The following is a 21,781-nucleotide window of genomic DNA, read 5'->3' as shown; positions in this document are numbered from 1 at the left end:
CGCCGACTGCCCGTTCGGGCGTTCCCACAGGTGGCGCCCCCGGTGGACAGTTTCTGTCATGGCAAGCACACTTCGGCAGGGCGCGCACGGACCTGAGGTCCAACGCCTGCAAGAGCTTCTGCACCAGCACGGGTACTACGGCGGCGCCATCGACGGTGACTTCGGCTGGCGCACCCACGTCGCGGTCACCAAGTACCAGGACGACGCCGGGCTGCGCAACGACGGCGCGGTCGGGCCGGACACCTGGCGCAGCCTGGAAAGCCTGTCCGGTTCGCAGACCGGGCTGCGCGCCGACGAGCACGTCGACGACTACGTGGACAGCGCCTACGGCACCATGCACAGCTCGATGGCGCCGCGCGACCGGCTGGACCGGCTGATGTCGGCCGCCATCGGGGAGTTGACCGAACTCGGTGTGCCGCAACCGTCCTACGACTTCGACGCCGGACTGTCCGGCTCGAACACGCTCGCCGAGTTCCGCTCCTCCGGCCAGTGGCACATCGCGGTCAACCCGGACCAGTTCGAGGAGTCCCACATCGAGACCCTCAACGAGCAGCAGCTCGGCGAGGTGGCCAACACGATCTACCACGAGAGCCGGCACGCCGAGCTGACCTTCCGCGAGGCGCGCGCCCAGGCCGGGCTCGGCCAGGACGCCGACTCGCTGGTGGCGTCCATGGGAATTCCGCGCTATGTCGCGGAGTACGCCGTCGCCACGGCGATCACGCAGTCCACCGCGGACGGCGCCACCGACGAGGCGATCGCCGGCTACGAGAGCTTCTACGGCAGCGGCGCCGCCGAGACCCAGAACGTCTACAGCAGCGGCCAGTACGAGCCCTACCGCCGGCTGCCCGAGGAGGCCGACGCGTTCGAGACCGGCCGCAACGTCGAGGACCAGTGGCGCGAGCACGGCGGCATCCACGGCTCGATCCGGCGCGGCGACAACGGTGAGCACGTCAGCTACCTGCAGCGTGGCCTGACCCACCTCGGCCACTACCACGGCGCGATCGACGGCGACTTCGGCATCGCCACGGAGATCGCCGTGCAGGCCTTCCAACGCGAGCACGCCCTCACCGACGACGGCGTATGCGGCGAGAAGACCTGGGAGACGCTGGCGCGGGTCTATTCCGAGTAACCGCTCACCTGGTACACCCGGTCCTTGAGCTCCTGGACGCGGCGGTAGTCGCGCAGGAGCGCCACTTCGGAGTTGTTGCGCAGGAACACGCGCAGGGTGCTGGTGTAGAGGTCGACGGTGGGGCGGATCCGGCCGCCCGGCTTGATCTTGACGTGCACGCCGAACACCGAGGGCAGCGCCTCGATCTCGGCGACGACCGCCTCGTCGACGCGCTCGACGATGCCGTCCTGGTCGGTGGGCGCGGTGTAGACGCAGGCCTCGCACCGCTTGGTGTACCGGTCCCCGGCGTAGCCGGCCAGGAACTCCGCCGGCCGGCTGTAGGCCAGCGCGGTGAGGTCGGCCTGGTTGGCGCCGACGCACTCGTCGTGAAAGCGCGGGTGCATGTTGCCGGCCAGCCGCGCGCCGACCTCGACCAGGGTCGGACCGTCCGCCGTCATGATCACCTCGGCGTGGCTGGGCCCGTACTCGATGCCGACCGCGCGCAGCGCCTCGTCGGTGTAGGCGATCAGTTCGGCCACCGTGGGATCGCCGGCCCGCAGCACCGCCTCGCGGTCGTAGATGTTGTGCGTGCCGAGAAGCCGCTTGTGGTATCGCCACACACCGCAGGTGTACCGGGAACCCCGCACCGACACCATGTCCACCACGTACTCGGGACCGGACAGGTAGGACTGCGCCAGCACCCGGTCGTTGGCGCGCAGGTAGATGTCGGTGGACCCGAGCACCGCCTCGGCGGCCTTGCGCACCTGCCCGGCGTCGGCGCAGATCTGCACCCCGTCGGTGGCCGCGGAGCACAGCGGCTTGACCACCACCGGGTACTCGGCGCGGCGCTGGGCCCAGGCCACGATCTCCTCGGCGTCGTCGCTCACGAACTGGTCGGCGCAGCGCACCCCGGCCGCCCGCAGCGCCTCGATCATCTCGTACTTGTCGCGCCGGGCCGCCGACCCCGCGGCCGCGTTGCCGGGCAGGCCGAGCCGTTCGGCCAGCTCGTCGGCCAGCGGCACGCCGGGTTCCTGACCGGCGAGCACCGCGATCGGCTCGAACGCGGCCAGTTCCGCCGCTGTGCGGGCCGGGTCCAGGCACACCAGGTTGGCCCGGTAGGCCCGCAGGTCGGGAGCGAGCATCGAGCTCATCAGTTCCGGGGTGGACTGCACGTGCACCACGTCCACGCCCAGCGCGTCGAAGGCGGGCGGCAGGTAGTTGCCCGAGGTGTAGGCGTCCACGAGCACGGCGACGGGTCGACTCATGGCACTAGGTTGACATGACGTTGGCAACCTTGGCAAGGTGCTGGTTCAGCCGGCCTTTCCGCCCTGCCCGGCGAGTGTTTCGGCCAGGCCGCGCCAAATCTCGGCGGCCAGCTCGACGTTGCGCGCGTCCGAGGCGGCCTGCGCAAGCTGGTGCAGCCGCTGGAAGCCGGCCTCGGCCTTGCCTTCCATGATCATCAACTGGCTGCCGAGCGCCTCCAGCCGGATCCGGTCCCGGAACGACAACCGCTCCGGTTCCACCGCCGCGCACAGCTTTCGGGCGTCGTCGAACCGGCCCTCGGCGAACGCCAGGTGCGCCCGCAGCGCCGTGGCCTCCTGCCGGTTCAGCTCGGTGCCGACCAGCGCGAGCACCGGCTCGACCTCGGCCAGCCGGGCGGCGGCCGGCTCCACCAGCGGCGGGGTGCTCTGCAGGTACAGCGAGGCCGCGGCCAGCCGCAACCGCATCCACAGGGCCAGATCCTGGTGGCTGTCCAACCGGTCCAGCGCCAGCTCGAGGGCCTGCCGCGCGTCCCCGAACGCGCCCTGCCGGATGCACACGGTGGCCAGCGCCCACAGCGCCTCGGTGTGCGCGGGCGCGCCGGCGTCGCGGGCCAGCGCGCACAGCTCGTCGGCGTGCGACCGCGCCTCGGCCACCCGGCCGGCCTCCGCCTCCGCCGAGACCAGCGCGTGCAACGCCGCGGCCCGGTCGGCCACGGCGGCCTGCCCGGACAGCTCCACCGCCTGCGCGGCGTACTCCCGCGCCCGGGCGACGTCGCCGAGGACGCGCACACAGCGGGCCAGCTGGGTGCACACCCGGGCCCGCAGGTCGGGCGCGGCCAGCTCGTCGGTCAGCTCGGCCAACTCGGTGAGCAGCGTGAGCTGCTCGGCGTGCGCGCCCTGCTCGCCGCGCATCCGGGCCAGCAGCCACAGCGCCTGCCAGCGCAGCTCCGGCACCCGGCCGTCGTCCGTGCGCAGCGCCTCGACCAGCGTCTCGGCGCCGTCGCCTGCGCCGGCCGAGGCGACCGCGGCCAGCGCGCGGGCCAGCGACGGGGCGCCGGCCGTCTCGAACGCCGAGACCGGCACGTCGAGCCGCTTGGCCAGGTACTTCACCACCCGCGGGGTCGGCTGCCGGGCGCCCGACTCCAGGCGGGACAGGTATCCGGTGGAGATGACATCGGCGGCCAGCGCGCCCTGGGACAGGCCGCGCTCCTGCCGGAGCGCGCGCAGCCGTCGACCGAACAGCGGCTGTTCCATCTTGCCTCCATGGCAACGGCGGACAACCTTGCCATTGCCCCTGTGACGTCCGACTTTATCCGGAATCAGTGTGACTAAGTTAAGTCCGCTTGTCAACTGATTGAGTCTTCCTTGGCACTGGCGACAACTTTGTGGTCAACCCTTGTCAACGCCGTCGCCCGCCCGTTTACTCGAATCGAAGAACGGAGGCGACAGATGAGTCACCACGCAGCCGAGCCGCTGTCGCTGGACATCGACTGGCCGTAGCACCGGTTCCCACCCACCCCCAGACCGCCTGACGGTCCGCTTCAGCGCGCCCACGCGAGGCAAGCCCGCCGGGGCCTTCCGCCTGCGTGCGACCCCAACTGGAGGAACTCCCCTATGACCGTGCTGTCATCCGACGCTGCCCAGCCGCGGCTCGACTTCGGCCGGCTCTCGCCCCGGATCCGCCGTGAGCTGCGCGCGTTGTGCAAGCTGGACAACCATCACGCGATCCTCGGCCTGCTCTTCGACTATGCCGTGGTCGCGGTCGCGGTCTTCCTGTGTGTCGGCGTCTCCTACTGGTTCTACCCGCTCGCCCTGATCCTGATCGGCTCGACGCAGCGTGCGCTGGTCAACCTCCTGCACGAGGCCTCGCACAAGGTCCTGGCCCGCAACGGTCTGCTCAACGTCGTGCTCGGCACGGTGTTCTCCGGACACCTCGTGTTCCACATGTACAACCCGTACCGCAGCTCCCATATCGGTTTCCACCACCGGTTCCTGGGTGACGAGGCGAAGGATCCGGACTACGGCTTCCACCGCGAGTGCGGCATCTACGACCCGGCCGTGTCCAGCCGCGCGTTCTTCCTGCGCAACATTCTGCTGGCGGTGTTCGGCCTGCGGTCGGCCCGGTACGTGCGTTACGTGGTCGAGGACCGGTTGCTGTTCCGTCAGGACCAGGTCGCCGTGTCGATGCCGATCAGCCTGCGCGCGGAACGCTGGCTGCTGCTGGGGGTCTGGACCGGCATCCTCACCCCGCTCGCGCTCGGCGGCTTCCTGCTGGAGTTCGTGCTGTTCTGGCTCGTGCCGCTGTTCACGACGGCGATCGCGGTGGGCTGGCTCTCCGAGCTCGCCGAGCACTATCCGTTGCCGGAGAGCGAGAACCGGCAGATCCTGATGACCCGCAACCGGCACGGCTGGGCGATCGAGCGGTTCCTGCTCGGCCGGCACAACGACAACTTCCACCTGGTGCACCACCTCAACACCGGCGTGCCGTTCTGGAACATGCGCAAGGCCCACCGGGTGCTGCTCGGGGACGAGGCCTACGCCAGCTGGGACGGGTTGTGGGCGGGCATCGTCACCCGGTCCCGGGGCGGCCGGCACAAGGAGACCCTGATCAGCTACGCGGCCAAGTACCGCGACTGGCGGCGGGCGGGCGGCGACCCGCGCGCGGTGGACCGCAGCTTCGCCGAGCTGGCCGCGATCTCCCGCCGGCAGCTGGGCACCTGAGGAGAGTCGGATGTCCACGCTGTCACCCGTCGACGTTCCGGCCGCCGAGCTGACCACCGCGGCCGCGGCGCTCAAGGCGCTGGCCGCCGATCCGGGCCTGCGGGCGGGCTTCCTGCGCTCCGCCGGGCTGCGCCGGCTGCTCGCCGCGCCGGCCAGCCGCTACATCGTGGCCGCCGACCGGCCGGAGCTGTGGCCGCGGCTGTCCACGTTGTCCGCCAAGGGTTACCGGCTCGGTGTGGAGTACGTCGGCGAGGAGGTCACCGACCCGGCCGAGATCGAGGGCATCTGCCGGGAGTACCTGGCGGTGATCGCCGAGGCGGACCGGCCGGTGCAGCTCGGCTTCGACCTGTCCAACGTCGGGCTGCTCGTCTCCCGCGAGCTCGCGATCGCCAACACCGAACGGATCCTGCGCGCGGCCGCGGAACGGGACCTGCCGGTCGTGCTCAGCATGGAACGCAGCGACCTGGTCGAGGCGATCATCGGTGTGTTCGCCGAACTGGCGCCCCGGCACGACAACCTCGGGCTGACCATGCAGGCGCACCTGTACCGCACCGACACCGACCTGGTTGCCGTCGCCCGGCCGGGCCGCCGGATCCGGTTGGTCAAGGGGGTGTACCGGGAGGCGGGCGCGGTGGCCATGCCGCGCGGTCCGGCGCTCAACGAACGCTATGCCGCCCTGGCCGAAACCCTGCTCGACCGGGGCGTGCTGCTGGCCTGCGGCACGCACGACGCCGCCCTGCTGAGTTTGCTGGACCGGCGCGGGATCACCGGGCGGCTGGCCGAGATCGAGATGCTGCACGGCCAGCAACCGGCCCTGCTGCGCCGGTACCGGGAGCGCGGCGTGCCCTGCCGGGTGGCCGCCGTCTACGGCGCGAACTGGTGGCTGCACTTCCTGCACCGGCTCTCGGAGTACCCGCGCAACGTGTTCACCGCGCTCGCCGACCTCGCCGAGCCGGGCCGGATCCGGTTCGGTGGCGAGTACTGAGGAGGAACCCTGTGACAACACGGCGAACCGGTCCCGTGGCCGTCATCGTGGACGGCTACTCGACCGGGAACTTCCTGCCCGCCGCCTTCGCCCGGCTCGGCGTGCGGGTGGTGCACGTTCAGAGCACCCCGGAGCTGATGCCGACCATGCTCCTGCCGAACCTTGAGTCCTATGTGGACAATCTGGTGTGCCGGGACGTGGACGACATGGTGGCGACCCTGCGGGACTACGCGCCGGTCGCGGTGCTGGCCGGGCAGGAGCCCGGGGTCCCGCTGGCCGACCTGCTCTCCGAGCGGCTCGGCCTGGCCAGCAACGGGTCGGCGCTCTCGGCGGCGCGGCGGGACAAGTACCGGATGATCGAGACGGTGCGCGCGGCCGGGCTGCACTGCGCCGCGCAGTTCAAGAGCGCCGAACCCGCCGCGATCGTGGACTGGGCGGTGCGGCACGGGCGGTATCCGGTCGTGGTCAAGCCGCTGAGCTCCGCCTCGACGGACAACGTCTACATCTGCCGGGACGCGGGCGAGGTGGCCGCCGCGGCCGCGCGGGTGCTTGCCGCGCGGGACATCTTCGACCTGGCCAACACCGAGGCACTGGTGCAGTCCTACCTGTCCGGCACCGAGTACATCGTGGACACGGTGAGCGTGGCCGGCCGGCGGTACGTGTGCGGGGTCTGGCAGTACGAGAAGACCATGCTGCCGACCGGCCGCAACATCTACGACAAGGACGTGCTGCAGGATCCGAGCGCGTTCCCGGTGCCGGACCTGATCGGCTACGTGGACGGGGTGCTGGCGGCGCTGAACATCGCGCACGGCCCCGCGCACGCCGAGGTGATGATGACACCGGACGGCCCGGCGCTGGTGGAGATCGGCGCGCGGCTCAACGGAAACATGAACCCGGGCTTCCACGACGTGTGTCTGGGCGCCAACCAGGCCGACCTGATCGCGCTGGCCTACGCGCGACCGGCGGAGTTCACCCAACGCTATGCCGGCCGGATCTACACCCGGCGGCAGGACGCGATCGTGCACAACACCGCGACCACGCTCGACGGTGAGATCGCGGGCGTGGACCAGGCGGTGGTGGACACCATCTCGGCGTTGCCGACCGTGCACCTGCTCAACGTGAAACTGGCGCCGGGCAGGCGGATGCGGCCGACCGCCGACCTGCTCGGCAGCCCGCTGCGGATCTTCATGACCGGCGGCCGGGCGGCCATGCACGCCGACTACGCGGCCATCCAGGGCCTCAAGGACCGGGTGTACCGGTTGCGCTGATGCGAGTTCATCTGAACACCGCCGGGGCGGCGATCCCGGCGCCGGGCGTGCACCGGGCGATGGCCGGCTACCTGGCGGCCGAGGTCGAGTTGGGACCGTACGAGGCGGAGGCGGCCCACGCGGCCGACCTCGAGCGGCGGGTCTACGAGCGGCTCGGCCGGGTGATCGGGGCGCGGGCCGAGGACATCGCGCTGTTCGGCAGCGCCACCGATGCCTGGTGCCGGATCGTGTGCCACCTGCGGGTGCCGGCCGGCAGCCGGTTCTGGCTCACGCCCTACGAGTACGCCGGCAACCTGATCGCCCTGCAGCGGCTGGCGCAGCGGTGCGGTGGCCGGCTGGAGGTGGTGCCGACCCGGCCCGGCGGCGACCTCGACCTGGACTGGATGCGGTCCCGGCTGGATGAGCGGGTGGCGCTGGTTTCGGTGGTGCACATGCCTTCCGGGCTCGGGGTGGTGCAGCCGGTCGAGGAGGTCGGCGCGCTGCTGGCCGGCTCGGAGGCGGTGTACGTGGTGGACGCCTGCCAGACCGTCGGGCAGCTTCCGGTGGACGTGACCGCGATCGGCTGCCACGCGTTGACCGCCGCCGGACGCAAGTTCCTGCGCGGCCCCCGGGGCAGCGGGTTCGCCTACGTCCGGCCGCACCTGTGGGACCGGATCGAGGTGCCGTTCCACGACCTGCACGTCGCGCGGGCCGACTCGCTGCACTCGCACCGGCTCACCACCGAGACCGCGGCCCGGTTCGAGACCGCCGAGCGCAACAACGCGGTCGTGCTCGGCCTGCTGGCCGCCGCCGAGCACGCCCTGGCCCGGCCGGACGGGGCGCCGGCCGAGGTGTTCGGAGCGCTGTTGGAAACCGTTTGCCAACAGCCGGGCGCGCGGCTGCTCGCACCCGGGGCGCGGCGGGCCGGGATCGTGGCCTTCACGCACCGGGACGCGAGCCCGGAACTGATCCGCGACGGGCTGGCCGAGTGCGGTGTCACCGGCTGGGTCGGCCTCGGCGCCCATACCCCGCTGTCGCTGGCCGGCGTCGACCGGTTCGTCCGGACCTCGGTGCACCACTACAACACGCTCGCCGACATCGAGACGTTCGGCCGGGCGCTGCGCTGGACGACCCGATGAGCCGCGCTGGAGCCAGGTTGCCAGCATGGCAATGGAAAGGCAATGTGTTGCCATGAGAGATGCCCGGTCGGCCGACCCGACGCTGGTCCTGGTGGGCGGCGCGGGCGCGATCCCGCTCGGCGTGGACGTGGCCGTGCAGGCGCTGGCCCAGGGTCGCGCCCGCGGCCTGGTCACCCACCAGACCAACCAGACCGCAACGCTCGCGGCCACCCCGGCGGTCGGCTGGCTGGCCGACGCGTCCTGGCCGGTCGACTTCGAGCGCCCGGCCGAGTCCGCCGCCTGGGCCCGGCGCCGGGCCGCCGCCGGGCAGCGGTTCGACGTGGTGCTCGGCGTGCGCGAGTACGCCCAGGTGGCCACCGCCGAGGTGGCCGCCGCCGTCGGCGCGCCGGGCAACCCGCCGGAGGCGGTGCGCACCGTGCGCAACAAGGACCTGTGCCGGGCCGCGCTGGGCGAAGCCGGGTTCCGCCAGCCCGCCTGCAGGTTGTGCCACGACCTTGCCGAGGCGGCCGGCTTCCTCGCCCGGACCACCGGACCGTGGGTGGTCAAGCCGCGCGACGCCATGGGCAGCGCGGGCGTGTGCAGGGTGAGCGCCCCGGGCGAACTGGCCGCGGCCGTCGCGGCACTGCCCGGGCCGGGTCCGTTCCTGGTCGAGGAGTTCGTCACCGGCATCGAGTTCAGCGTCGAGGGCGTGTTCCTCGGCGGCGAGCCGCGAGTGCTCGCCGTGACCGCCAAGGAACTGCTGGATCCGCTGTTCGTAGAAGCCGGCCACGTGCTTCCGGCGCCGATCCCGGATCCGGCGCGCGCCGAACTGGCCGCCGAGACCTCGGCCGCGCTCAAGGCCCTCGGTCTGCGCTACGGCCTGTTCCACGTCGAGGCGTGGCGCACCACGGCCGGCGTGGTGCTCGGCGAGGTGCATGTGCGCAACGGCGGCGACTGGATCCATGTGCTGCTCCAGCACGCGATTCCCGGACTGGAGCTGTTCGGGCTGGTCTACGACGACGTGCTCGGCCGGCGGATCGACGAGAGCCGGCTGGTCCCGACCCGGGGTGCGGCGGTCCGCTTCCTGACCGCGCCGCCCGGCCGGCTCGTCGCGGTCCGGGGATGGGACGAGGTGGCCGCGCACCCGGCCGTGCTGCACGCCCGGTGCGCGGCCGAGCCGGGCATGGAGATCGGGCCGGTGCGCGACTCGCAGGACCGGCTCGGTGAGATCGTCGTCGGCGCCGGCACCCCGCGGCAGGCCGCCGCCATCGCCCGCGAGCTGGCCGGCGCGGTCACCTTCGCGATGGCCTGAGGAGGTCCCGTGCGCGTCGTCACCACCGTCCACACGCGACCACTGGTCCGCCCGTTCCCGGTGTCCCATATGACCACCAGCGCCGTGGATCTGGTCACCCTCGAACTGTCCACAAGAGACTCCGTGGTGGGCGCTGGCGAGATCTCCGCCGACGCCGGCTACGACCAGGACGGTCCGGCCATCGCCGCGCAAGCCAACGGTCTGGCCGAAACGCTGGCCGCCGACCCGGACAGCACCGACCCGGGCCGGCTGGACGCCCGGCTGCGCACGGCGGCGGTGTCCGCCCCGGCCCGGATGCTGGTCGAGATGGCGTTCCTGGACCGGGCCGCGCGGCTGCGTGGGCTGCCGGTGTGGCGGCTGCTCGGGCTGCCCGAGCCCGGCATCGTCGGCCTGGTCACCACGGTGCCGATCGGCGCGCCGTTGCCCGCCGCCGGGCCGGTGAAGGTCAAGCTCGGCGGCCCGGACGACGCGGCCGTGCTGCGCGACCTGGTCGGGGTGCGCGGTCCGGTGATCTTGGACGTCAACCGTGGCTGGACCCGCGCCGACTGGCTCGCCCTGCGCCCGCTCGTGATCGCCGTCGCCCCCGCCGTGCTGGAGGACCCGGTGGCCGATCCGGCTCTGCTGCGCGGAATCCGGGCCGCGCTGCCGGCCACCGCGATGGTGCTGGACGAGGGCATCGGCAGCCAGGCCGACGTCGAGCGGGCCGCCGAGACCGCCGGCGGCGCCAACGTGAAGGTGATGAAGCTCGGCGGGCTGCTGCCGGCCCGCCGGGCGCTGGACCATCTCACCGCGCGCGGCGCCACCCGGATGCTCGGCTGCTACCTGGAACCGCCCCGGGCCATCGCCTATGCGGCACAGCTGTCCGGCCGGGCCGACTGGACCGACCTCGACGGGCACTTCTGGGTCAGCCCGGACCATCCGGCCGTGCCGGCCTACCGGCTGGACAGCAGCAGGCCCGGCATCCCCACCATCACCTTCTAGAGGGCGGCATCATGGACCGACCGCGCAGCGCGCCCTACGGCCGTTGGGCCTCGCCGATCACCGCCGCCGACGTGGCGGCCGGCGAGGCGCTGATCGAGTACGTCGGGTTCGTCGGCGACGAGGTGTGGTGGGTGGAGAGCCGCCCGGCGCAGGGCGGTCGCGGCGCGCTGGTGCGGCGCCGGACCGACGGCACGCTCGCCGACGTGCTGGGTCCGGAGTGGAACGTGCGCACCCGGGTGATCGAGTACGGCGGGCGGCCCTGGCTGGCACTGGGTTCCGGCCCGGCCGACGGGTTCGTGTTCACCAACTGGGACGACCAACGGGTCTACCTGGCCCGGCCGGACCAGGCGCCGACGCCGATCAGCCCGCGCCCGGAACTGCCCGCAGGCGCCCGGTACGCCGACTTCACCGTCGTCGGCGCCGAGGTGTGGTGCCTGCGCGAGTCGATCACCGGGCCGGACCCGGACGACGTGCACCGCGACCTGGTCGCGCTGCCGCTGGACGGGCGGGCGGCGCGGGCAACGGGCGCGGTGCGGGTGCTCGCGCACAGCCACCACTTCATGACCGGACCCCGGCTCGCCCCGGACGGCGGCCGGGTCGCCTGGATCGGCTGGGACCACCCGGGGATGCCGTGGGACGGCACGGAACTGATGTGCGCGCCGGTGCTGGCCGACGGCACCCTCGGATCCGCCCGGCGGGTCACCGGCGGCCCCGGCCTGGCGGTCGGGCAGGTCGAATGGGCGCCGGACCGGGCCGACACGCTCTACGTGCTCAGCGACCCGGACGGCTGGTGGAACATCCACGAGATCGGCCTGAACGGCCGGGAACGCAACCTGTGCCCGCGCGCCGAGGAGTTCGGCGAGGCACTGTGGCGAATCGGCGCGCGCTGGTTCCTGCCGGCCGGCGACGGGCGGCTGTTCGTCGTGCACGGCACCGGTGCGCGCCGGCTCGCGGTGCTGGAGAAGGACGGCTCGCTGCGTGACATCGGCGATCCGTACACGGAATGGGCCGCGCTGGCCACCGACGGCCGGCGGGTCGCGGCCACCGCCGCCGGTCCGCGGCATCGGCGCACCGTGGTGCTCGCCGACCCGGACCACTCCGGGATCGAGGTGCTGCGGCCGGCCGAACTGGCCCACGCCGCCTACCTTCCGTCCGGCGGCCCGGCGAGTTTTACCGGCCCGGCCGGGGAAACCGTGCACGCGTTCGTCTACCCGCCGCACAACCCGGACTTCACCGCGCCGCCGGGCGAGCTGCCGCCGTTCCTGGTGCACGTGCACGGCGGGCCGACCAGCCGCAGCCAGCAGGTGGCCAACCTGGAGATCGCCTTCTTCACCAGCCGGGGCATCGGGGTGGTGGACGTGCAGTACGGCGGCTCCACCGGATACGGCCGGGACTACCGGGACCGGTTGCGCGGCAACTGGGGTGTGGTGGACGTGCGCGACTGTGCCACGGCGGCGCGGGCGCTGGCCGCGCGCGGGGTGGCGGACCCGGACCGGATCGGGATCCGGGGCGGCAGCGCGGGCGGCTGGACCTCGGCGGCCTCCCTCGCCGCGCACCCGGAGCTGTACCGGGCGGCCGCGATCTACTACCCGGTGCTGGATCCGGTGCGGTGGCGCATCCGGGGCACGCACGACTTCGAGTCCCGCTACCTGGACAGCCTGATCGGGCCGTGGCCGGCGGCCCGGGCCCGGTACCAGCACGTCTCGCCGCTCGCGCACGCGCACCGGATCCGGACGCCCTTCGTGCTGCTGCAAGGACTCGAGGACGAGATCTGCCCGCCGGCCCAGGCCCAACTGCTGCTGTCGGCGTTGCGCGACCGGGACGTGCCGCACACCTACCTGGCCTTCGCCGGCGAGCAGCACGGTTTCCGCAAGGCGGAGACGATCATCGAGTGCCTACGCGCCGAACTGGCCCTCTACACCTCGGTTTTCACGCGCCAGCAGGCGGCGTAGCCAGGCGATCCGCGCCTGGTGCGCCGCCCGCGAGATCACCGCGTCCGGCACCCACTCGTCGAAGCTGTGGAACGCGCCGGACCACACGTGCAGCTCGCATTCCCCGCCGGCCAGCCAGATCCGCGAGGCGTAGTCGACTCCCTCGTCCCGCAACGCCTCCACCGAACCCACCTCCAGGAAGGCCGGGGGCAGACCGGACAGGTCGCTCGCCCGGGCCGGCGCCGCGTAGCAGGAGACGGCGCCGGTTCCGCGCCGCTCGCCCAGCAGCGCGGTCCAGCCGGTGAGGTTGGAGGTGCGGTCCCACAGCCCCACGCCGTCCAGCGTGGTCCCGGACGGCGAGTCGCACCGGTCGTCGAGCATCGGGAACTGCAGCAACTGCCCCAGCAGCCGCGGCCCGCGGCGGTCCCGGGCCAGCAGGGCCAGCGCGGCGGCCAGCGCGCCGCCCGCGCTGTTGCCGCTCACGATGATCCGGCCCGGGTCCAGGCCGAGTCCGGCGGCGTTGGCGGCGAGCCAGGTCAGCCCGGCGTAGCAGTCCAGTACCGGCGCCGGGTCCGGATGCTCCGGCGCCAGCCGGTAGTCCACCGCCACCACCGCCAGACCCAGTTCCTGGGCCCGGTCGAGCTCGCCGATCAACTCCCGGGTGCGGGTGTTGCCGGCCACCATGCCGCCGCCGTGCGTGTTGTAGATCACCGGATGCGGGCCGGGGACGGCCGCCGGCCGGCAGATCAGCACCGGAACGTCGGGCGCACCGGCCGGACCCGGAACCAGGCGTTCGGTCACCTCGAACGCCCCGCCGCGCCGGATCTCCTCGTCCGACAGGCTGTTCGCGGCCGTGGCGGCCCGGCGCTGGGCGATGAGCGCGGCGGTCAGCGGCATCGGCAGGTCGCGCAGGATCGTGCGCAGCGGTCCGGCCAGTTCGGGGTCAAACGGCGGGATCATGGGGTGTCCTTCCGGGACGGTGCGCGCGCCGGCGCTAGCGTGGGGCGATGCGGATTCGGGAGTTCGTCGAGTCGGACTGGGCCCAGGTGTGGCCGATCGTCCGGGACGTGATTCAAGCCAGGGACACCTTCACCTACGACCCGGACATGAACTCCGAACAGGCGCACGCCGTCTGGGTGCTCACGCCGCCCGGGCGCACCGTGGTGGCGCTCGACGACGCGGACCGGATCGTCGGCACCGCGCAGATGCAGACCAACCGGCCCGGGCCGGGCTCGCACGTCTCGACCGCGAGCTTCATGGTGTCCGCCGACGCGCGCGGCACGGGCGTGGGCACCGCGCTGTGCCGGCACGTGTTGGACTGGGCCCGGGAGCGCGGCTACGCCGGCATGCAGTTCAACGCCGTCGCCGCGTCGAACGAGTCCGCCGTGCGGGTCTACGAGCGACTCGGGTTCCGGGTCGTGGGAAGGGTTCCCGGCGCCTTCGAGCACCCGACGCTGGGCCGGGTCGATCTGTTGGTTATGTACTGCGAGTTTTGAGGCCACGGCCAGAATGTGGCGATGAACACCCACATTTCGGCCCCGGACGGCGTCTTTCCCAGCGACGGCTACACCCACGTGGTGACCGGTCCGGGCCGGCTGCTCGCCGTGTCCGGGCAGATGGCCTTCGACGCGGACGGCCGGCTGGTCGGCGCCGGCGACCCGGCCGCGCAGGCCCGGCAGGTCTTCGAGAACATGCGCCGCTGCCTGGCCGCGGCCGGGGCGGGCTTCGGCGACGTCGTCAAGCTCACCTACTACCTGACCGACATCGCCCACGTGCCAACGGTTCTGTCGGTCCGTGACGAGTTCGTCGACACCACCCGGCCGCCGGCGAGCACGGTGGTCGCGGTGGTCGCGCTGTTCCGGCCGGACCTGCTGATGGAGATCGACGCGCTGGCCATCGTGGCGTGAGCGGTTCATCGCACCATCGGCGCCGCGAGCTGCACCCGGAGCAGCGCGAACGGCGGCCGCTCCACCAGGTAGAAGTGGTCGCCCGGCACCTCGTGCTCGGTGTACACGGCCGCGGTCAGCGCCGGCCAGGGCCGCAGGTCCGCGTCCGGGTCGGCGTCGCCCACGATGGTCGTCACCGGACAGTCCAGCGGCACCGCCCGGTCCGGTCGATAGGCGTGGAACATCGCGCTGTCCGCCCGGATGTAGGGCAGCACCAACGCCTGGAAGTCCGGGTCGGCGGCCAGTTCCGGGTCGGTGCCGCCGAGCATGATCAGCCGAGCCACCGACTCGGCGTCGTCCTCGGTGTCGGGTGGCCCGGCGTCGGCCGGCGGCTGCCCCGCCCGCGAGCCCGACGCGAACAGGTGCGCGACGGCCACCCCGCGCGCCCGCAGCGACCGGGCGGTCTCCAGCGCCACCACCGCACCCATGCTGTGCCCGAACAATGCCAGCGGCACATCGGAAAGCGGCAGCAGCGCGTCGGCGATCGCGGCGCCGAGCCGGCACAGGTCGGTGGCCGGCGGCTCGTCGATCCGCTCGCCCCGTCCGGGATAGCGCACCGCGTGCACCTCGATGTCGGCGAGTTCGGCGCCCCAGGCGCGAAAGAACGCCGCCGAGCCGCCGGCGTGCGGGAAGCACACCAGCCGGCGCCGCGGCCGGGTCTGCGGAACGGGACAGGACAACCAGACCGGGTCCATCACGCCACCCGCCGCCTGCGCAGCGCCGCCGCCTCGGCGCGCCGGGCCGCGGCCGCCGTGCGCGCCTCGGCGCCGGTGTCGGCCGGCACGCCCTCGCGGATCAGCACCGCCTGCGCGGAAACCGTGGTGTGCCGGAACAACGCGATCACCGGCGGCCGGGTTCCGGTGTGGCGTTCCAGGGCGTCCTGCAACCGGAACATGGTCAGCGAGTGGCCGCCGAGGTCGAAGAAGTTGGCGTCGATGGGAACGTCGTTCAGCTTGAGCACGTCCGCCCACGCGGCGGCGACCCGGGCCGTGGTGCTGTCCGGGGTCTCCGCGACCGGTTCCGGCGCGACGGGCTCCGGCTGCTGCTCGGCGGCCGCCCGCAGCGCACCACGGTCCACCTTTCCGTTGGCCGTGAGGGGAAAGCCGTCCAGGATCCGGATCGCCGGCAGCGCCGGGGCGGGCAACCGCTCGGCCAGCGCGGCGCGGGCGGCCGCCGCGTCGGTGCCCGGCTCGGCGAGCACGAAGCCGGTCAGCCGGGTCCGCGCGGTGTCCGCGACCACCACCGCGTCCCGGACTCCCGGCACCTCGCGCAGCGCCGCCTCGACCGCCTCCAACTCGATCCGGTGCCCCCGGATCTTGACCTGATGGTCCCGCCGGCCCAGGAAGTCGAGCGTGCCATCGGGGTTCCAGCGCACCAGGTCGCCGGTGCGGTACATGCGCGCGCCGGCCGAGCCCGCGAACGGGTCGTCCAGGAACACCCGCGCGGTGGCCTCCGGCCGGCCGAAGTACCCGCGGGACACCCAGGCGCCGCCGACGAAGAGCTCGCCCTGGACGCCGGGCGGCACCGGGCGCAGGTTCTCGTCCAGCACGTAGAGTCGCGTGCCCGGCGGCGGGACACCGATGGACACCGGGCCGGGCCGGTCGAACCGGTGGTAGCTGGCCCAGACCGTCGTCTCGGTCGGGCCGTACTCGTTGACCAGGCAGACCGGTTCGGGATGCACCGCGAAGTGCCGGTCGACCACCTGCCGGGGCAACGGCTCGCCGGCCACGATCACGATGTCCAGCGAGCGTAACCGTTGCACCCCAACACGTTCCGCGGCGTCGAGCAGCACCCGGTAGAGCGACGGCACGCAGAGCAACTGGGTCACCCGGTGCCGCTCGATCAGCTCCACCAGCCGCTCGGGGTCGCGCACCTCCTCGGCGGTCGCCACGACCAGCCGGCCGCCCGCGGTCAGCGTGCCCCACAGCCCGGCCACCGAGGAGTCGAAGGCCAGCGGGGAGACCAGCAGGAACACCGGCGCGCCCGGGTAGACGATGCGCCGGGCCAGGGTGGACGCGGCCAGTTGACCGTGCTCGACCACCACGCCCTTCGGCTCGCCCGTGCTGCCCGAGGTGTAGATCAGGTAGGCGGCGTCCTCGGCGGTGATCGGGACCGGCGGCAGGATCCGGCCGGACCCGCCCGCCGAGTCCTCCGCCCAGACCAGCGGCAGCCCGAACCCGGCCAGCCGGGCGCCGCCCGCGCCGGTGACCACGGCGGCCACCACCTGGGCGTCGGACAGCACGTCGGCGACCCGGGCCGCGGGCGCGGCCGGGTCGATCGGGACGTAGGCGGCGCCGGAGCGCAGGATGCCCAGGGCCGAGGCGACCATGGCGATCGACGGTTCGGCCAGCAGGCCCACCCGGTCGCCGCGACCGACGCCGGCCGCGGCCAGCCGCGCCGCGATCCGCCCGGCCCACTCGTCCAGCGCGCCGTAACCGATCGCGCGCTCGCCGCTGTGCACCGCCGTGTGCCCCGGGATCACCCGGGCGAACCCGGCCACCAGGTCGTGCACCGGCGGCTGCCCGAGATCCGGCAGCGGCCCGCCACGGCCGAAGGCCAACACCTCGTCGAGCTGGTCGCGTTCCTGAGCAGTCATCAAGGCTCCTCCGCTGATCTTCGAAGGTTTTCCCGAGCCTAAATAGGCTGGCAATATTGGCAATGGAGTTTGCCTTCAGCCGGCGGCGCGGAACGGAGCCGCGGCGCGCTCGACGAGATCGGAAATGATCGCGGTCTGCCGGCCGAGCGTGCGCCCGGCGAGCATGGCCCGCAGCGGGACCTGAATGCCCAGCTCCTGGTTGACCCGGCGGGCCAGCCGGGTGATCAGCAGCGAGTCCCCGCCCAGCTCGAAGAAGTCGGAGTCGCCGGTCAGCTCGGCGTGCCCGAGCAGTTCCGCCCACAGTCCGGCCAGCAGCGCCGCCGGGTCCGGGTTCGGTTCCGGCTCGGCCGCCGGCACGCACGGCGCCGGCGCCGCCACGCTCAACTGCCGGGACAGCGCCTCCGGCGCGATCCACCTGGGCCCGGCGAACGGGTAGGTCGGCAGGTGGATCCGCTCGCCCTCGGCGCACAGGGCCGCCACGTCGACCGGCTGGCCCTGGGTCCAGAGCGCGCCGAGCGCCGTGAGCACCTCGTCCGGGCCCGACCCGAACCGCGCCGGGCACAGCGCGACCGCGGGCAGCAGCACCGCCTCGGCCAGCGCCGACAGCGCCCGCCCGGGACCCACCTCCAGCATCAGCGCCCCGGGGAACCGCCGCGCCACGGCGCCCAGCGCATCGGCGAAGCGCACCGGCCGGCGGGCCGAGTCGACGAACAGGTTCGGCTCCAGCGCGGCTTCCGGCGGCACGAGGCGACCGGTCAGGTTCGACGCGAACGGCAGCACCGGGCGGTGCAGGCCCATCCCGGCCAGCTCGGCGGCCAGCACCGGGACCGCCGGCTCGATCAGCGCCGAGTGGAACGCCCGGGTCGTGCGCAGCCGGCGGGTGAACGTCGCCTCCCCGAGCCGCTCGGCGAACGCGGTCACCGCCGGCACCGGCCCCGCCACCACGCAGCTGTCCGGCCCGTTGATCGCGGCCAGCTCCAGCGGCTGACCGGCGATCAGCTCGGCCACCCGGTCCGCGCCTGCGCCGACCGCGAGCATCGCCCCGTCCGGGCAGGCCTGCATGGCCCGGCCCCGGGCGGCCACGAACCGCGCCGCGTCCGGCAGGTCGAAGACCCCGGCCACGCACGCCGCGGTGATCTCCCCCAGGCTGTGCCCGAGCACGGCGACCGGCGCGATGCCCAGCTCGGCCAGCGCCTGCTGCGCCGCGTACTCGACGGCGAACAGGGCCGGCTGGGCCAACTCGGTGGTGTCCAGGCCGGCGGCCGGGTCGTACAGCGCGGTGCGCAGCCGCGCCGCCAACTCCGGGTCGAACGCCGCCAGGCAGCGGTCCAGCGCGGCCGCGAACCCCGGCAGCGCCTCGGCGAACGGCGCGGCCATGCCCGGGTACTGGGCGCCCTGGCCGGGGAACAGGAACACGACCGGCGCGGGACGCTGCGCCGGGCAGCGGCCGCGCACCACACCGGCACCGGCGGCCAGCCGGTGGGCCACCTCGTCGGCGTCCCGGCCGGCGACGGCCAGCCGCTCGGGCAGCGGCGCCCGCCCGGCGCACAGCGTGAAGCTCACGTCGGCGAGGTCGGGCCGGTGCTCGGCCAGATGCCCGGCCAGGTCGTGCCCGCGCCTGCGCACCGCCTCCGCCCCGGCGGCCGACAGCAGCACCAGCCGGCTGCGCCGGCCGGTCCGGCGGACCGGCTCGCGCCGCGGCGCCTGCTCGACGAGCACGTGCGCGTTGGTGCCGCCGATGCCGAACGAGCTGATCGCGGCCCGCCTCGGCCCCGGTCCGGTCCACGGCCCGGCCGTTGTCGGGATGTAGAGCGGGGAGCCCTCGGTGTCGAGCATCGGGTTGATCCGGCTGAACCCGGCGACCGGGGGCAGCACGCCCGCGCAGACCACGCGCAGCGCCTTGATCAGCCCGGCGAGGCCCGCGGCGTTGTCCAGGTGGCCGATGTTGGCCTTGACCGCGCCGACCGCGATCTGCCCGGCGCGGGCGCCCATCCCGCCGTACGCGGCGGTGGCCGCGGCCCATTCGATCGGGTCGCCCAGCCGGGTGCCGGTGGCGTGCGCCTCGAGGTAGCCGACGGACCGGGCGTCCACGTCGGCCGCCCGCAGCGCCGCCCGGATCACCGCCTCCTGACCGCCGACCGACGGGGCGTAGTAGCCGGCCTTGGCGCTGCCGTCGTTGTTGATCGCGGTGCCCAGGATGACGCCGTACGGCTGCGGGCCCCCGGTCAGCGCGTCGGGTAACCGGCGCAGCACCACGGCGGCCACGCCGGAGCCGACCACCACGCCGTCGGCGCTCTCGTCGAACGGCCGGCACACCCCGGTCGCGGACAGGATGCCGCCGCGCACGTGCAGGTGTCCGGCCTGCGGGAAGCCGATCCCGGCGGCCACCACCAGGGCCTGGTCGCAGTCGCCGGACAGCAGCGCCTGGATGGCCATGTGCACCGCGACCAGCGAGGAGGAGCAGGCGGTCTGCACGGCGACGGCCGGCCCGGTCAGGCCGAGCTTGTAGGAGATCAGGCTGGCCATGAAGTCCGGCTCGGTGCCGTGCAGCGCGTCCTCCAGGGTCAGCGGGTCGAGCCGGCCGCCCGCGACCATGGCGCGCAGGTAGCCGCTGCCGCTGGCCGAGGCGTACACCGCGGTGGTCGGCGCCCGGTCGAACGGGCCGGTGCCGGCGTCCTCCAGCGCCGCCCACGCGGTCTCCAGCATCAGCCGGTGCTGCGGGTCCATCATCTCCGCCTCGCGCGGGCTGACCCGGAACAGCGTGTTGTCGAACCGGTCGGCGTCCGGCAGGTGACCCCGGACCGGGACGTAGTCGGGGTCGTCGACCAGGGCGGCGGGCGCGCCGGCGGCGAGCAGGTCCGCTCGCTCGTACCGGGTGGTCAGCACCCGGCCTTCGGTCAGCGCCGTCCACCACTTGTCGGGCTGCGCGGGTCCGGGCAACCGGGCGGAGATCCCGGTCACGGCGATGTCGAGTGATCGGTCGCGGGCCATGAACCCACAGTGCCCCAATAGTCAAGTTCGAGGCAATACGTTGTCTTCGATTGGCAATTCGGGTCTACCTCCATTCATGCGAAGGAGCTGATGAGGGTGCAGCCAGATCGGAGCTGGACGGTCGGGGGCCCGGACTGCGGCCCCGACGAAGGCCTGCACGAGACGCTCGCCCGGCTGGCCCGGCGCCGGCCCGGCGCTGCGGCGCTCGTCTCCGGCTCGCGCACCGTGACCTACGCCGAACTGGACCGCGCCGCCGACGCCTGGGCCGCCCGGCTCACCGCCGCAGGCGCTGGTCCCGGCCGGGTGGTGCCGATCCTGCTGCCCAGGTGCACCGAACTGGTCACCGCGCTGCTCGCGGTGCTCAAGACCGGCGCGGCGTACGCGCTGCTCGACCCGGACTGGCCGGCGGAGCGGATCGACGACCTGCTCTCGGTCCTGGCCCCGCCGGTCGTGGTGGACCGGCCCGTGGGTCCGTTCCCGCCGTCCCGCGGGTTCACCCCGGCGACCGTGCGCGCGGCCGACCCGTGCTGCGTCTTCCTCACCTCCGGCACCACCGGCACGCCCAAGGCCGTGCTGACCCCGCACCGGGCGATCGCGCGGCTGTTCGGGCCACACGGCTTCGCCCGGTTCACCGCCACCAGCGTGATGCCGCTGGCCGCACCCGGGCCGTGGGACGCCTTCGCCCTGGAGCTGTGGTCGGTGCTGCTCGGCGGTGGGACGTCGGTGCTGGTGACCGAGCCGTACCTGTCGGCGCACGCCCTTCGCGACGGGGTGGCCCGGCACGGCGTGGACACCGCGTGGCTCACCAGCAGCCTGTTCAACCTGGCCGTGGACGAGGATCCGGACGCGTTCACCGGGCTGCGCCAGGTCATGATCGGCGGCGAGCGCCTCTGTCCGGACCACGTCGCCCGGTTCCTGCGCCGGCATCCCACGATCGTGCTGCTCAACGGCTACGGGCCGGTGGAGAGCACGGTGTTCGCCACCACCCACCGGATCACCGCGGCCGACTGCGCCCGGCCGGACGGCATCCCGCTCGGCCGGCCGGTGCCCGGGACGCGGGTGCTGGTGCTGGCCGGCGACCGGATGTGCGCGGTGGGCGAGCCGGGCGAGATCTGCCTGGCCGGCTCCGGCCTGGCCATCGGCTACCTCGGCGACCCGGAGCGCACCGCCGAACGCTTCGGCACGGTGTTGTTGGACGGGGCCCCCGTGCGGGTCTACCGGACCGGCGACATCGGAGTCTGGGGCGCCGACGGGTTGCTCCGGTTCCGGGGCCGGGCCGACCGGCAGGTCAAGGTTCGCGGCCACCGGGTGGAACCGGCCGAGGTGGAGGCACAGATTCGCCGGCTGCTGCCGGAGGTGGCCGACTGCCGAGTGCTGTCCCGACGCGACCCCGCCGGGCTCACCGACGAGCTGGTCGCATTCTGCGTGCCAGCCGCCCCCGCCGGCGCGCCCGACCGCCTGGCCAAGTCGCTGCTCCCACACCACCGCCCGGCCGCCGTCGTCGGCATCCCGGCCTTCCCGGTCACCGACCGCGGCAAACTCAACGAGCCGGCCCTCCTCGCCCTGGCCCACCCAACCCCACC

The 21,781-nt window shown here is 73.6% G+C and carries 17 protein-coding genes; 11 read left to right on the top strand and 6 right to left on the bottom strand.

The window, feature by feature from the left end; all coding sequences use genetic code 11:
• Nucleotides 1–58: 58 nt before the first annotated feature.
• Nucleotides 59–1,129: a peptidoglycan-binding domain-containing protein gene (locus tag VFO68_RS06425; RefSeq protein WP_325157233.1), complete on the top strand. Its 1,071-nt coding sequence runs from the start codon at nt 59–61 to the stop codon at nt 1,127–1,129.
• On the opposite strand, the gene VFO68_RS06420 is transcribed toward VFO68_RS06425, so the two are convergent.
• Nucleotides 1,117–2,373, bottom strand: a complete 1,257-nt coding sequence (locus tag VFO68_RS06420; protein ID WP_325157232.1) for an ATP-grasp domain-containing protein — start codon at nt 2,371–2,373, stop codon at nt 1,117–1,119. The genes VFO68_RS06425 and VFO68_RS06420 overlap by 13 nt on opposite strands.
• A 45-nt stretch (nt 2,374–2,418) precedes the next feature.
• Nucleotides 2,419–3,624 (bottom strand): helix-turn-helix transcriptional regulator, encoded by a 1,206-nt coding sequence (locus VFO68_RS06415; protein WP_325157231.1) that lies wholly within the window; start codon nt 3,622–3,624, stop codon nt 2,419–2,421.
• 360 nt (nt 3,625–3,984) lie between these two features.
• Here VFO68_RS06415 and VFO68_RS06410 point away from each other — a divergent pair, with 360 nt between their 5' ends.
• The 7 genes from VFO68_RS06410 to VFO68_RS06380 are packed head-to-tail and all read left to right on the top strand — an operon-like array spanning nt 3,985 to nt 12,686.
• A complete protein-coding gene (locus VFO68_RS06410; protein WP_325157230.1) occupies nt 3,985–5,091 on the top strand; it encodes a fatty acid desaturase family protein in 1,107 nt (368 codons plus the stop codon).
• 10 nt (nt 5,092–5,101) lie between these two features.
• A complete protein-coding gene (locus VFO68_RS06405) occupies nt 5,102–6,076 on the top strand; it encodes a proline dehydrogenase family protein (RefSeq protein ID WP_325157229.1) in 975 nt (324 codons plus the stop codon).
• 11 nt (nt 6,077–6,087) lie between these two features.
• A complete protein-coding gene (locus tag VFO68_RS06400) occupies nt 6,088–7,344 on the top strand; it encodes an ATP-grasp domain-containing protein (protein ID WP_325157228.1) in 1,257 nt (418 codons plus the stop codon).
• Entirely contained in the window at nt 7,344–8,462 is a 1,119-nt protein-coding gene (locus VFO68_RS06395) for an aminotransferase class V-fold PLP-dependent enzyme (protein WP_325157227.1), read from the top strand. Before VFO68_RS06400 ends, VFO68_RS06395 begins: the two co-directional genes overlap by 1 nt.
• Before the next feature lie 52 nt (nt 8,463–8,514).
• Complete coding sequence (locus tag VFO68_RS06390; protein ID WP_325157226.1) at nt 8,515–9,753, top strand: ATP-grasp domain-containing protein; 1,239 nt, start codon at nt 8,515–8,517, stop codon at nt 9,751–9,753.
• Nucleotides 9,754–9,762: 9 nt separating this feature from the next.
• Entirely contained in the window at nt 9,763–10,734 is a 972-nt protein-coding gene (locus tag VFO68_RS06385; RefSeq protein ID WP_325157225.1) for an enolase C-terminal domain-like protein, read from the top strand.
• Nucleotides 10,735–10,745: 11 nt separating this feature from the next.
• Complete coding sequence (locus tag VFO68_RS06380; protein ID WP_325157224.1) at nt 10,746–12,686, top strand: prolyl oligopeptidase family serine peptidase; 1,941 nt, start codon at nt 10,746–10,748, stop codon at nt 12,684–12,686.
• On the opposite strand, the gene VFO68_RS06375 is transcribed toward VFO68_RS06380, so the two are convergent.
• Nucleotides 12,630–13,625 carry an alpha/beta hydrolase gene (locus VFO68_RS06375; protein WP_325157223.1) on the bottom strand — a complete coding sequence of 332 codons (996 nt, stop codon included), beginning with the start codon at nt 13,623–13,625 and terminating at the stop codon, nt 12,630–12,632. The two genes, VFO68_RS06380 and VFO68_RS06375, sit on opposite strands and share 57 nt — an antisense overlap.
• A 47-nt stretch (nt 13,626–13,672) precedes the next feature.
• Between VFO68_RS06375 and VFO68_RS06370 the strand changes: the two genes are divergently transcribed.
• A complete protein-coding gene (locus VFO68_RS06370) occupies nt 13,673–14,161 on the top strand; it encodes a GNAT family N-acetyltransferase (protein WP_325157222.1) in 489 nt (162 codons plus the stop codon).
• Nucleotides 14,162–14,182: 21 nt separating this feature from the next.
• On the top strand, nt 14,183–14,572 hold the full coding sequence (locus VFO68_RS06365) for a RidA family protein (RefSeq protein WP_325157221.1): 390 nt from the start codon (nt 14,183–14,185) through the stop codon (nt 14,570–14,572).
• A 5-nt stretch (nt 14,573–14,577) separates the two neighbouring features.
• Here the strand turns inward: VFO68_RS06365 and VFO68_RS06360 are convergent, their stop codons facing one another.
• The 3 genes from VFO68_RS06360 to VFO68_RS06350 form a co-directional block, all read right to left on the bottom strand.
• Nucleotides 14,578–15,306, bottom strand: a complete 729-nt coding sequence (locus tag VFO68_RS06360; RefSeq protein WP_325157220.1) for a thioesterase II family protein — start codon at nt 15,304–15,306, stop codon at nt 14,578–14,580.
• Nucleotides 15,306–17,207, bottom strand: a complete 1,902-nt coding sequence (locus tag VFO68_RS06355) for a non-ribosomal peptide synthetase (RefSeq protein WP_325157219.1) — start codon at nt 17,205–17,207, stop codon at nt 15,306–15,308. The genes VFO68_RS06360 and VFO68_RS06355 overlap by 1 nt, the downstream gene beginning before the upstream one ends.
• A 75-nt stretch (nt 17,208–17,282) precedes the next feature.
• Nucleotides 17,283–20,198, bottom strand: a complete 2,916-nt coding sequence (locus tag VFO68_RS06350; RefSeq protein ID WP_325157218.1) for a type I polyketide synthase — start codon at nt 20,196–20,198, stop codon at nt 17,283–17,285.
• 90 nt (nt 20,199–20,288) lie between these two features.
• Between VFO68_RS06350 and VFO68_RS06345 the strand changes: the two genes are divergently transcribed.
• On the top strand, nt 20,289–21,781 hold a 1,493-nt coding region (locus VFO68_RS06345; RefSeq protein ID WP_414635467.1), incomplete at its 3' end, for an AMP-binding protein.

Source organism: Actinophytocola sp., assembly GCF_035712165.1.
In the GTDB taxonomy this organism is placed as follows: domain Bacteria; phylum Actinomycetota; class Actinomycetes; order Mycobacteriales; family Pseudonocardiaceae; genus DASYTH01.
The sequence above is the reverse complement of the archived record's forward strand: the minus strand, read 5'-3'. Positions and strand labels throughout refer to the sequence as shown.

Excerpts from the sequence above, each read along its gene's own strand:
- VFO68_RS06360 (WP_325157220.1), bottom strand. The coding sequence starts at position 15,306 with ATGGACCCGGTCTGGTTGTCCTGTCCCGTTCCGCAGACCCGGCCGCGG.
- VFO68_RS06355 (WP_325157219.1), bottom strand. The coding sequence starts at position 17,207 with ATGACTGCTCAGGAACGCGACCAGCTCGACGAGGTGTTGGCCTTCGGC.
- VFO68_RS06415 (WP_325157231.1), bottom strand. The coding sequence starts at position 3,624 with ATGGAACAGCCGCTGTTCGGTCGACGGCTGCGCGCGCTCCGGCAGGAG.
- VFO68_RS06420 (WP_325157232.1), bottom strand. The coding sequence starts at position 2,373 with ATGAGTCGACCCGTCGCCGTGCTCGTGGACGCCTACACCTCGGGCAAC.
- VFO68_RS06375 (WP_325157223.1), bottom strand. The coding sequence starts at position 13,625 with ATGATCCCGCCGTTTGACCCCGAACTGGCCGGACCGCTGCGCACGATC.
- VFO68_RS06390 (WP_325157226.1), top strand. The coding sequence starts at position 8,515 with ATGAGAGATGCCCGGTCGGCCGACCCGACGCTGGTCCTGGTGGGCGGC.
- VFO68_RS06370 (WP_325157222.1), top strand. The coding sequence starts at position 13,673 with ATGCGGATTCGGGAGTTCGTCGAGTCGGACTGGGCCCAGGTGTGGCCG.
- VFO68_RS06350 (WP_325157218.1), bottom strand. The coding sequence starts at position 20,198 with ATGGCCCGCGACCGATCACTCGACATCGCCGTGACCGGGATCTCCGCC.
- VFO68_RS06410 (WP_325157230.1), top strand. The coding sequence starts at position 3,985 with ATGACCGTGCTGTCATCCGACGCTGCCCAGCCGCGGCTCGACTTCGGC.
- VFO68_RS06395 (WP_325157227.1), top strand. The coding sequence starts at position 7,344 with ATGCGAGTTCATCTGAACACCGCCGGGGCGGCGATCCCGGCGCCGGGC.
- VFO68_RS06405 (WP_325157229.1), top strand. The coding sequence starts at position 5,102 with ATGTCCACGCTGTCACCCGTCGACGTTCCGGCCGCCGAGCTGACCACC.
- VFO68_RS06365 (WP_325157221.1), top strand. The coding sequence starts at position 14,183 with ATGAACACCCACATTTCGGCCCCGGACGGCGTCTTTCCCAGCGACGGC.
- VFO68_RS06425 (WP_325157233.1), top strand. The coding sequence starts at position 59 with ATGGCAAGCACACTTCGGCAGGGCGCGCACGGACCTGAGGTCCAACGC.
- VFO68_RS06380 (WP_325157224.1), top strand. The coding sequence starts at position 10,746 with ATGGACCGACCGCGCAGCGCGCCCTACGGCCGTTGGGCCTCGCCGATC.